The sequence below is a fragment of the Vibrio sp. 10N.247.311.51 genome, assembly GCF_041467855.1.
Taxonomy (GTDB): domain Bacteria; phylum Pseudomonadota; class Gammaproteobacteria; order Enterobacterales; family Vibrionaceae; genus Vibrio; species Vibrio coralliirubri.
This window is the reverse complement of record NZ_JBFSVK010000053.1, coordinates 1-11,523: the sequence shown is the minus strand read 5'-3', so window position 1 is coordinate 11,523 and position 11,523 is coordinate 1. Positions and strand designations below refer to the sequence as shown.

The window sequence follows — 11,523 nt, the reverse complement described above, 5'->3', positions numbered from 1 at the left end:
CCCCCGACCCTCTGGTCCCAAACCAGATGCGCTACCAAGCTGCGCTATTCACCGACTAGTTTTGTATCGACTCTTGGGAATAATGAATCAACACTGGAAGCCGAAGCTACCGATATTTTGTAAAGAAAGAATGGGGTGGCTAACGAGATTCGAACTCGCGACCACCGGAATCACAATCCAGGGCTCTACCAACTGAGCTATAGCCACCATTATTTCTTTTTGCCAATTTCTCACTTACCGAAGTAAGAGACCGGATGGCGCGCCTGAAAGGATTCGAACCTTCGGCCTTTGGCTCCGGAGGCCAACGCTCTATCCAGCTGAGCTACAGGCGCATGCCCTGTCGGCGGAGTGGAATAATACGTATATCACCCAATGCCGTCTAGTACTTTTTTAACTTTTTTTTCTGTTTGGTCTCTTTTTCGACAGTTAATATGTGATAAACCCCTTATTTGAGTACTACAACCCGCCACAGCTTATAAGTTGTTGTTTATTGCAACAACTTATCGGGATATAATCACCCATTATTTACATTGGTTTAACAGTTGCTCTTTGCTGGTTAAAGCCAAAACACCCTTCCAACACTATAAATTGGTAAGCATGTACTTACCTTGGGAATGTAAAGTGAGTTTAATGGATATGTCTCGTCGAATTTTAAGCGTTGTCATCGCAGTTTTAACCTTTTCAACTGGCGCAATGGCTGCAGGCCTAAGCGAAGCAGAGCACGATGCAATTGCTGAACGCATCAAACCAGTTGGCCAAGTTTACCTAGTCGGCAGCGAGCCAGTAGCCGCAGAACCAACAGGCCCTCGTGATGGCGCAGCAGTTTACGGTACCTTTTGTATCGCTTGTCACGCATCTGGCGTAAGTGGCGCACCTAAAACAGGTGATGCTGGTGACTGGGGTCCTCGTATTGCTCAAGGTCGCGACATTCTAGCTGACCACGCAATCAACGGTTTCAATGCGATGCCAGCGAAAGGTTCATGTATGGACTGTTCAGACGACGAAATCAAAGATGCTATCGAGCACATGATTGCCGGTCTGTAATTTACCGATCTGTAATAAAAGATGCCAGATTCAAAAAAGGTGACCTCATGGTCACCTTTTTTATTGGCTTCTATATAGTTCTATAAAAGCAGAGCATTACTTCTTGTTGAACATCGCTCGAATATTCGCAATGTGCGCCTGCCCTTTCTCCATTCTTTCTTCAGCGGATTGAGGCTTCTTAACGCTTTCCCACTCCACATCATCATGCGGCAACTCATCAAGGAAGCGGCTTTGTGTTGGCTTGATTAATTCACCATATTGACGACGTTCACGACACTTAGTAAAGGTCAGCTCTTTCTGCGCTCGAGTAATCCCCACATACATAAGACGACGTTCTTCTTCTACGTTGCCTTCATCAACACTGGTTTGGTGTGGCAAGATGCCCTCTTCTGCACCCATCAGAAATACATACGGGAACTCTAGGCCTTTCGAAGCGTGCAGAGTCATTAATTGAACTTGGTCTGCATCGTCATCATCTTCACCACGCTCCATCATGTCGCGCAGCGTTAAACGTTGAACCACCTCGCGCAGGGTTTTCTCTTCTTTGTCGTAATTGTCACCCTCAAGATCGGCCACAATCCAACTATAGAGATCAGAGACGTTCTTCATTCGCATTTCAGCAGCTTTCGGGCTTGGAGAGGTTTCGTAGAGCCAATCTTCGTAATTGATGTCACGGACCAAGGATCGAACCGCTTCAACGGTGTTTCCACGTTCAGCATTATCGGAGATACGAACAATCCAATCAGAAAAACGGCGCAAGTTTTCTAAACCACGACCAGTCAATGTCTGTTCTAACCCCATTTCGAAGCTAGCTTCAAATAGGCTTTTGCCGCGCATATTGGCGTAACTACCTAATTTCTCAAGCGTCACCGGACCAATCTCACGACGCGGTGTATTTACAATACGTAGGAAAGCGTTGTCATCATCAGGGTTCACCAACACACGCAGGTAAGCCATGATGTCTTTAATCTCAGCTCTAGCGAAGAAAGAGGTACCGCCAGAGATCTTGTAAGGCACACGGTTCTGCATCAAGGCTTTTTCTATCAAGCGAGATTGGTGATTACCACGGTAAAGCACTGCGTAATCTTTATATTCAGTACGGTTCAAAAACTTGTGGGCGATGATCTCACCGGTAATGCGCTCGGCTTCATGCTCTTCATTCTTAGCATTCAGTACCTTGAGCTTTTCACCGTCTGGGATCTCTGAGAACAGTGACTTTTCATAAACGTGTGGGTTGTTGGCGATCAAGATGTTCGCCGCACGTAAGATTCGACTGGTTGAGCGATAGTTTTGCTCGAGTTTGATCAAGCGAAGATTCGGATAGTCCTCACCCAACAACACCAAGTTTTGCGGTTTTGCACCACGCCATGAGTAGATAGATTGGTCATCGTCACCTACTACCGTTAAACGACCACGCTCTCCCACCAGTAAGCGAACCAACTCATATTGGCTGGTGTTGGTATCTTGGTATTCATCGACCAGTAAATAGCGGATACGCGACTGCCAGCGCTCACGCACCTCTTGATTGGTTTTCAGTAACAATACAGGCATCGCGATCAGATCATCAAAATCGAGTGCGTTGTATGCCTTCATCTGTTTCTGGTACATCTCAAAACAGAATGCAAACAACTGCTCTTGTTCGCCTTGAGCACGTGCTTTCGCCTGATCTGGCGTTAGCATGTCATTTTTCCAATTCGAAATGGTGCTCATTAAAGCGCGTAGCAAATCCTTATCACCATCGATCTGTCTCTCTGTTAGCTCTTTTAACAAAGCTAGTTGGTCTTGGTCATCAAACAGAGAGAAACCCGCTTTCAAACCCAGCGCTTTGTATTCACGACGAATGATGGTTAAGCCCATGGTATGAAAGGTCGAAACAATCAGCCCTTTCGATTCGCCCTTACCCAGGGTTTGCCCAACACGCTCTTTCATCTCGCGTGCTGCTTTATTGGTAAAAGTCACCGCCGCAATATTACGCGCCTTGTAACCACACTCCTGAACCAGATAAGCAATTTTATTGGTGATAACACGTGTTTTACCGGATCCAGCGCCCGCTAATACTAAGCAGGGGCCCGAAACATATTTCACGGCTTCATCTTGTCTTGGGTTCAGTTTCATTTGATTCTCAGTTTGGTCTAGAGGGGCGAATTCAATTGCGCGCCTATAATAATGCTGCAACAGCGCGAATGCTACGTTCTCTTATACAAGATTTTTACGCTGATTATGTAAAACTTTGTTGCACATGTGTGTGGTTATTAGGCTATAATGAATGAACGTTCATTCATTGGTGATTGAAATATGACAACTCATGCACCTCGGGATAAACGCCAGCAAATACTTTCTGCAGCTGAAAAGCTAATTGCAGAGGTCGGTTTCCAAGGCCTTTCAATGCAAAAATTAGCCAAAGAAGCGGGAGTAGCTGCAGGCACTATCTATCGCTACTTCGATGATAAAGAGCATTTGATAGAAGATGTTCGAATGCTCGTGACTCAAAGAGTAGCTGATGCTGTTCAAGAAGGGGTTAATGATTCGGATCCAATTAAACAACGCTACCGTACTATGTGGTTGAACATATGGAACTTAGCAGGAACGAATTTAGCCGCAATAAAAAATCGGGTTCAGTATGACTCTCTACCCATCACAAATAGCCTAAACTTCAGGGAACTAGAACGTAAAATGTTTGCCCAAGTTGAGCTGCTATTTAATGAGGGGAAAGAACAAGGATTGTTTAAACCACTTAACAATGAAGTATTAGGTGGATTGAGCTTGGCGGCTAGTGTTTCTCTAGCACGCAAGCATTCTTTAGGATTTTACCAACTTGATGAGGCAGAACTAGAATCTGCAATCGAAGCCAGTTGGGACGCAATAATTAAACACTAGATCGGAGTTTTGACCATAATGAAAAAGTGGACTTTCTTCATGTTACTCATCGCTGTACTACTTTTCGGCAGCGTTATTGGGTTTAACATGTTCAAACAACAAAAAATTGCTGAGTATATGGCCAACCGCCCTGAACCAGAGTTTCCAGTAACGGTAACTGAAGTTCAGCCGATCGACTGGGTTCCAGTGATTGAAGCTATCGGCTTCATCGAACCTAACCAAGGTGTGACACTAGCGAACGAAACCAGCGGTGTTATTGACCAGATCTCTTTCGAATCAGGTACTGATGTTAAGAATGGTCAGCAACTGGTACGTCTTGATTCTGACGTAGAGAAAGCAAACCTAAAGAGTTCTGAAGCTCGTTTGCCTGCTGCGAAAGCAAAATACAAACGTTACCAAGGTCTATTCAAGAAAGGTTCTATCTCTAAAGAAGCGTACGATGAAGCAGAAGCGAACTACTTCTCTCTATCTGCTGACATTGAAAGCCTAAAGGCATCGATCGAGCGTCGTGAAATTCGCGCACCATTCGACGGGACTGTTGGTATTCGTAACGTTTATCTAGGCCAATACCTACAATCGGGTACCGATATCGTTCGTTTAGAAGATACCAGTGTCATGCGTCTGCGCTTCACAGTTTCTCAAACAGATATCTCTCGTATCAATGTTGGCCAGGCTATCGACATCTTTGTTGATGCTTACCCAGAGACACCGTTTGAAGGCTCTATCAGTGCAATTGAACCCGCAGTAAGCATCCAAAGTGGTCTTATCCAAGTTCAAGCAGACATTCCAAATAATGATGGCAAGCTTCGTAGCGGTATGTTCGCTCGCGCTAACATCATTCTGCCTAAACTAGAGAACCAAGTAACTCTGCCTCAAACGGCGATTACTTTCACTCTATACGGTGACAATGTTTACATCCTGACTGAAGAAGACGGCGTTCAACGTGTTGCTCAACATGTTGTAAAAGTAGGTGAGCGTACAGCTGATATTGCACACATCCTTGAAGGCGTTAAAGCCGGTGATACGGTTGTAACTTCTGGCCAAGTACGTCTAAGTAACGGTGCCAAAGTTAAGGTTGTTGAAAGTGATGCAATCACTCCACCATCTGAAACACCTAAGCTGTAACTGGAGGCACAATGCGCTTTACTGATGTTTTTATTAAACGTCCAGTTCTAGCGGTATCCATCAGCTTTTTGATTGCGCTGCTTGGCTTACAAGCAATCTTCAAAATGCAGGTGCGTGAATACCCTGAAATGACGAATACCGTCGTAACCGTAACCACGAGTTACTACGGTGCAAGTGCTGATCTTATCCAAGGCTTTATCACCCAGCCCCTCGAACAGGCTGTGGCTCAAGCGGATAACATCGACTATATGACTTCTTCTTCTGTGCTCGGTAGCTCTACTATTACCGTTAACATGAAGTTGAACACCGACCCGAATGCGGCGCTGTCTGACATACTGGCCAAGACTAACTCGGTACGTTCTCAGCTTCCTAAAGAAGCCGAAGATCCAACCGTAACTATGTCTACCGGTTCAACGACGGCGGTACTCTACATTGGTTTTACTAGTGATGAGTTGGTGTCGAGCCAAATTACCGACTACCTAGAGCGTGTAATCAACCCGCAACTATTCACGGTAAATGGTGTATCTAAAGTTGACCTATATGGTGGTATGAAATACGCACTGCGCGTGTGGCTAGATCCATCAAAAATGGCGGCGGTAAACCTAACTGCAACTGACGTGATGGCGGTATTGGATGCGAACAACTACCAATCAGCTACGGGTCAAGCAACGGGGGAATTTGTTCTTTATAACGGCAGTGCCGACACGCAAGTATCGAACACTGAAGAGTTAGAGAACTTAGTCGTTAGAAGTGGTGAAGGTGAGATTATTCGTCTGTCTGACATCGCTAAGGTTTCTCTAGAGAAAAGCCACGACGTTTACCGTGCAAGTGCGAACGGTCAGGAAGCGGTTGTTGCAGCAATTAATGCGGCACCAAGTGCGAACCCAATCAACATCGCTGCAGATGTACTTGAGCTTCTTCCTCAACTAGAGAAGAACCTACCAAGCAACATCTCTATGAACGTAATGTACGATTCAACCATTGCGATTAACGAATCAATTCAAGAGGTTATTAAGACCATTCTTGAAGCGGCATTAATCGTATTGATCGTAATTACCTTGTTCCTAGGTTCATTCCGAGCGGTACTGATCCCTATCGTTACTATCCCACTGTCTTTGATTGGTGTGGCAATGGTAATGCAGGCAATGGGCTTCTCTTGGAACCTGATGACGCTACTGGCAATGGTACTCGCCATCGGTCTGGTGGTAGATGATGCGATCGTAGTACTTGAGAACGTCGACAGGCATATCAAGCTCGGAGAGTCCCCTTTCCGCGCTGCGATCATCGGTACTCGTGAAATTGCGGTCCCTGTTATCGCAATGACACTAACGCTAGGTGCGGTATACGCTCCAATCGCAATGATGGGCGGTATCACGGGCTCACTATTTAAAGAGTTCGCATTAACCCTAGCCGGTTCTGTATTTGTATCAGGTATCGTGGCACTAACGCTGTCGCCAATGATGTGTTCAAAAATGCTGAAAGCTCACGCTGAGCCGAGCAAGTTTGAGCAGAAGGTTCATAGCGTTTTGGATGGTATGACTAACCGTTACGAGCGTATGCTTGGCGCGGTTATGAAGCACCGTCCAGTATTTATTGGCTTTGCTATCATCGTATTTGCAAGTTTGCCGATGTTGTTCAAGTTCATCCCTAGTGAATTAGCACCTTCAGAAGATAAAGGTGTAATCATGCTGATGGGTACGGCACCATCTAATGCGAACTTAGACTTCATGCAAAATACCATGAACGACGTAAACAAGATCCTGTCTGATCAGCCAGAAGTGGCTTACGCGCAAGTGTTCACTGGTGTTCCTAATGCAAACCAAGCGTTTGGTATTGCATCTATGGTTCCTTGGAGTGAGCGTGAAGCAAGCCAATCTGAGGTAGCAAACCGCGTTGGTGGTTTGGTGAAAGATGTGCCTGGAATGGCAGTAACAGCCTTCCAAATGCCAGAGCTACCAGGTGCGGGTTCAGGTCTTCCAATTCAGTTTGTTATTACAACACCAAACAGTTTTGAGAGCTTGTTTCAAATCACCACTGACATCTTGACTGATGTAGCGACCAACCCACTGTTCGTATACTCGGATCTCGATCTGAACTATGACTCAGCAACGATGAAAGTACACATCGACAAGGATAAAGCGGGCGCTTACGGCGTGACCATGCAAGATATCGGTATCACGCTAGGTACCATGATGTCAGATGGCTACGTAAACCGTATCGACTTGAATGGTCGTTCTTACGAGGTTATCCCTCAGGTTGAACGTAAATTCCGTTTGAACCCAGAATCGATGAATAACTACTACGTACGTGCTGCGGACGGTAATGCTGTACCACTAGGCAGTCTGATTACGATAGATGTTGTGGCAGAGCCTCGTTCTCTTCCTCACTTCAACCAATTGAACTCAGCTACGATTGGTGCAGTACCAGCTCCAGGCGCTGCAATGGGTGATGCAATTGCATGGTTTGAAGACACGGCGGCGAATAAGCTTCCAAGTGGCTACAACCACGATTACATGGGTGAAGCGCGTCAATACGTAACTGAAGGTAGCGCACTTTACGCGACCTTTGGTCTAGCACTGGCTATCATCTTCTTGGTACTAGCGATTCAGTTTGAATCTCTGAAAGATCCACTGGTTATCATGGTATCTGTACCACTGGCGATCTGTGGTGCCCTAATCGCTCTGGCTTGGGGTGCGGCAACGATGAACATCTACTCGCAAGTAGGTTTGATCACCTTGGTCGGTCTGATTACCAAGCACGGTATCTTGATCTGTGAAGTTGCAAAAGAAGAACAGTTGCATCATCACAAGACTCGTATCGAAGCGGTAATGGAAGCTGCGAAGGTTCGTCTTCGCCCAATCCTGATGACAACAGCTGCGATGATCGCGGGTCTAATCCCACTGATGTACGCAAGTGGTGCGGGTGCAGCTCAGCGCTTTAGTATTGGTATCGTAATCGTTGCTGGTCTAGCGATTGGTACTATCTTTACGCTATTTGTACTGCCAGTGATTTACAGCTACTTGGCTGAAAAACACAAACCTCTACCTGTATTTGTTGAAGACAAAGATCTAGAAAAGCTAGCTCGTGTCGATGAAGCAAAAGCGGCACACAGAGAATTAGCTGATAATAAGTAATCGCTAAGTCGTATTAACAATAAAAAGGCTACTTCGGTGGCCTTTTTTTATACGCCATAGGCGACATCTCAAGTGTGATTAAATAGAATAGTGGTAAATATTCAGGAGTTTTAATTGATATGTTTGATCCAAAAAAACTAGAGCAGATTGCTAAGCAGATCCACGATTCTATGCCTCAACCAGTAAAAGAGCTTGGTTCAGACGTAGATCAAAAAGTTCGTCAGGTTATCCAAGGCCAACTGAACAAGCTAGACGTTGTGAGCCGTGAAGAGTTTGATGTTCAAACACAAGTACTGCTTCGCACTCGCCAAAAGCTGACTGAAATGGAACAAAAGTTAGCGGACTTAGAAGCAAAGATTGCTGATAAGTAAGCATAAAGCAAGAAAACTGAAAGGGTTGGTGTGAAAGCACCAACCCTTTTGTATTTCTGAAGATCAATCAAGAACTGAAAATAGACAAAGACCTATCAAGCAATATTCATTTGATTGATTTTTAAGACTTTGTTACTAAAAGCAAAAAGGCTTGGTCAACGGCGACCAAGCCTTTCTATTAGATGTTGTGTTGCTTATTTATAACTCCAACCTGTAAGGAGTTAGTGATACTGCTTCGCTTTTTCTGCAAATTTGTCAGTATCTAAGAGACTCATTAACCGCCTACAGCGATACGCTTCATGTCACTCATGTAGCTACGTAGCTCTTCACCAATGTACTCTACAGGGTGGTTACGGATAGCTTCGTTTACTTCAATTAGCTTAGCGTTATCAACTTGGTTAGATGTTTCACCTAGACCACGGCCGATTACGTCTGTCGCTACTGAAGGCATGAACTTCTCGCGTAGTAGCGGTGTTGCTACGTTAGCGAATAGGTAGTTACCGTACTCAGCAGTATCAGAGATTACAACGTTCATTTCGTAAAGACGCTTGCGAGCAACTGTGTTTGCAATTAGTGGAAGCTCATGTAGAGATTCGTAGTAAGCAGACTCGTCGATGATGCCTGATGCTGTCATAGCTTCGAATGCTAGCTCAACACCAGCACGAACCATAGCAACCATTAGGATACCGTTGTCGAAGTACTCTTGCTCTGAGATTTCTACGTCAGAAGCTGGGTAGTTTTCGAATGCCGTTTCGCCTGTCTCTTCACGCCAGCCTAGTAGGTTCACGTCATCGTTCGCCCAGTCAGCCATCATTGTGCTAGAGAAGTGACCAGAGATGATGTCATCCATGTGCTTGTTGTAAAGCGGACGCATTAGATCTTTAAGCTCTTCAGAAAGCTCAAACGCTTTAACTTTAGCTGGGTTAGATAGGCGATCCATCATGTGAGTTACGCCACCAAACTTAAGTGCTTCAGTGATCGTTTCCCAACCGTATTGTAGAAGCTTGCCTGCGTAGCCAGGTTCGATGCCATCAGCAATCATCTTCTCGTAAGATACGATAGAACCCGCTTGTAGCATGCCACAAAGGATAGTTTGCTCACCCATCAGGTCAGATTTAACTTCCGCTACGAAAGAAGACTCTAGGCAGCCGGCACGGTGACCACCAGTACCTGCGGCCCAAGCTTTAGCGATATCCCAACCTTCGCCTTTAGGATCATTTTCAGGGTGAACAGCGATAAGTGTTGGTACACCGAAGCCACGCTTGTACTCTTCGCGAACTTCAGAACCAGGACACTTAGGAGCAACCATTACTACAGTAAGGTCAGCACGTAATTGCATGCCTTCTTCCACAACGTTAAAGCCGTGAGAGTAACCAAGAGCAGCGCCTTGCTTCATTAGAGGCATTACTGTTTCAACAACGTTTGTGTGTTGCTTATCAGGAGTAAGGTTGATTACTAGGTCTGCTTGAGGGATTAGTGTTTCGTAGCTACCCACAACAAAGCCGTTTTCATCAGCATTTTTGAATGATTGACGCTTTTCATCAATTGCCGCTTGGCGTAGAGCGTAAGATACGTCTAGACCAGAATCACGCATATTTAGACCTTGGTTTAGGCCTTGAGCACCACAACCAACAATTACGATTTTCTTACCTTCAAGGTATTCAGCTTCTGTCGCGAATTCTTCACGATCCATAAAGCGGCAACGACCTAATTGGTCTAGTTGTTCACGAAGGTTTAATGTATTGAAATAGTTAGCCATTCTAGGGCACTCCTTTAAAAATAAGTCCGTAAGGTCGATATCTCTCTATCGAATGACTTCATACTAAAACAGACACTCCGTTGCTGAAAGTGATATATTCACAATTAGTTATTGCAATAAATGCAACATGGAAACGATCGCAGAACATGAACATAAAATCCCTACAATTATTTATACATTTATGCGACAGCAAGAGTTTCAGCAAAACCGCTGCTGCTATGCACGTCAGTCCTTCAGCGCTGAGCCGTCAGATACAAAAGCTTGAAGAGGAAACAGGACAAGAACTGCTAATCAGAGACAACCGCAGTGTTGATCTGACCCCAGCAGGAAAACACCTATTGCCTGTAGCATTGAGCATTGTGGGTGAATGGCAGCAATATAACCTTCATCTGAAGGGCGGAGAGCAAGAGCTTAAAGGTGAGATACGTATATTTTGTTCAGTAACAGCTAGCTACAGTCACCTACCTGAACTCATAACCGAATTTAGGGCTATTCATCCGTATATTGAATTTAAGCTCTCTACTGGCGATCCAGCACAATCCATCGACAAGATCTTAAACGATGAAGCAGATATCGCTATCTCAGCAAAGCCAGACATCCTTCCTTCAAGGTTAGAATTCGAGACCATCAGCGATATTCCACTGTCAGTCATCATTCCATCTGGCGTGAGTAGCTTTAGCCAACAGCTGCAATCTGATAAACCAAACTGGAATGAAGTGCCCTTTATCATCCCAGAAGCAGGAACTGCCCGAGAACGTGCCAATGCATGGTTCAAAAAGATGAAGATAAAACCCAATATTTACGCTCAGGTATCAGGGCATGAAGCGATCGTCAGTATGGTTGCTCTTGGTTGTGGGGTTGGTATTGCTCCAGATGTCGTCATCAACAACAGCCCGGTACGTGACAAAGTAGACCGTTTAAAGATAGAGCCAATCAAACCATTTGAACTAGGGGTGTGCTGTAAGCGTGCACAATTAGAAAACCCATTAATTAGAGCATTTTGGCAGGTCGCCGAAGGGAAATACCTGCAAGACTAGTTAATCTATTAGTGATAACAAGCAGGTATGGAGTCACAGGCAAAGAGCACGTTAGTGCTCTTTTTTGTTTTTCTAAACGACAAATATGAAAAAAGCCCGCTGATTTCTCAGCGGGCTTTTCAATGGTGGTGGAGGGATAGGGATTTGAACCCTAGAACCGCTATTAACGGTTGCCG

8 protein-coding genes and 2 tRNA genes are annotated in these 11,523 nt (G+C 45.1%); 6 read left to right on the top strand and 4 right to left on the bottom strand.

Annotated features, from left to right (window positions below; translation table 11 throughout):
• Positions 1-131: 131 nt before the first annotated feature.
• Positions 132-207, bottom strand: a tRNA-His gene (locus tag AB6E85_RS25420).
• Positions 208-255: 48 nt separating this feature from the next.
• Positions 256-332: transfer RNA gene (locus AB6E85_RS25415), tRNA-Arg, on the bottom strand.
• Between the two features lie 298 nt (positions 333-630).
• Between AB6E85_RS25415 and AB6E85_RS25410 the strand changes: the two genes are divergently transcribed.
• Positions 631-1,044, top strand: a complete 414-nt coding sequence (locus tag AB6E85_RS25410) for a cytochrome c5 family protein (protein ID WP_017063036.1) — start codon at positions 631-633, stop codon at positions 1,042-1,044.
• A gap of 96 nt (positions 1,045-1,140) precedes the next feature.
• Here AB6E85_RS25410 and rep read toward each other — a convergent pair whose 3' ends face one another.
• Positions 1,141-3,159 (bottom strand): DNA helicase Rep, encoded by a 2,019-nt coding sequence (gene rep / locus AB6E85_RS25405; RefSeq protein WP_248373539.1) that lies wholly within the window; start codon positions 3,157-3,159, stop codon positions 1,141-1,143.
• 180 nt (positions 3,160-3,339) lie between these two features.
• Here rep and AB6E85_RS25400 point away from each other — a divergent pair, with 180 nt between their 5' ends.
• The 4 genes from AB6E85_RS25400 to ubiK all read left to right on the top strand — a co-directional run bounded on the left by AB6E85_RS25400 (position 3,340) and on the right by ubiK (position 8,551).
• Positions 3,340-3,921 carry a TetR/AcrR family transcriptional regulator gene (locus tag AB6E85_RS25400; RefSeq protein ID WP_017629442.1) on the top strand — a complete coding sequence of 194 codons (582 nt, stop codon included), beginning with the start codon at positions 3,340-3,342 and terminating at the stop codon, positions 3,919-3,921.
• An 18-nt stretch (positions 3,922-3,939) separates the two neighbouring features.
• Positions 3,940-5,046: an efflux RND transporter periplasmic adaptor subunit gene (locus AB6E85_RS25395; protein WP_017629443.1), complete on the top strand. Its 1,107-nt coding sequence runs from the start codon at positions 3,940-3,942 to the stop codon at positions 5,044-5,046.
• Between the two features lie 11 nt (positions 5,047-5,057).
• Positions 5,058-8,180 (top strand): multidrug efflux RND transporter permease subunit, encoded by a 3,123-nt coding sequence (locus tag AB6E85_RS25390; protein ID WP_050652000.1) that lies wholly within the window; start codon positions 5,058-5,060, stop codon positions 8,178-8,180.
• A 119-nt stretch (positions 8,181-8,299) separates the two neighbouring features.
• Complete coding sequence (gene ubiK / locus AB6E85_RS25385) at positions 8,300-8,551, top strand: ubiquinone biosynthesis accessory factor UbiK (RefSeq protein ID WP_009848085.1); 252 nt, start codon at positions 8,300-8,302, stop codon at positions 8,549-8,551.
• A 274-nt stretch (positions 8,552-8,825) separates the two neighbouring features.
• Here the strand turns inward: ubiK and ilvC are convergent, their stop codons facing one another.
• A complete protein-coding gene (gene ilvC / locus AB6E85_RS25380; RefSeq protein ID WP_017061965.1) occupies positions 8,826-10,310 on the bottom strand; it encodes a ketol-acid reductoisomerase in 1,485 nt (494 codons plus the stop codon).
• A 146-nt stretch (positions 10,311-10,456) separates the two neighbouring features.
• Here ilvC and ilvY point away from each other — a divergent pair, with 146 nt between their 5' ends.
• Positions 10,457-11,347, top strand: a complete 891-nt coding sequence (gene ilvY, locus AB6E85_RS25375; RefSeq protein WP_048612410.1) for an HTH-type transcriptional activator IlvY — start codon at positions 10,457-10,459, stop codon at positions 11,345-11,347.
• The last annotated feature ends 176 nt before the right edge of the window (positions 11,348-11,523 follow it).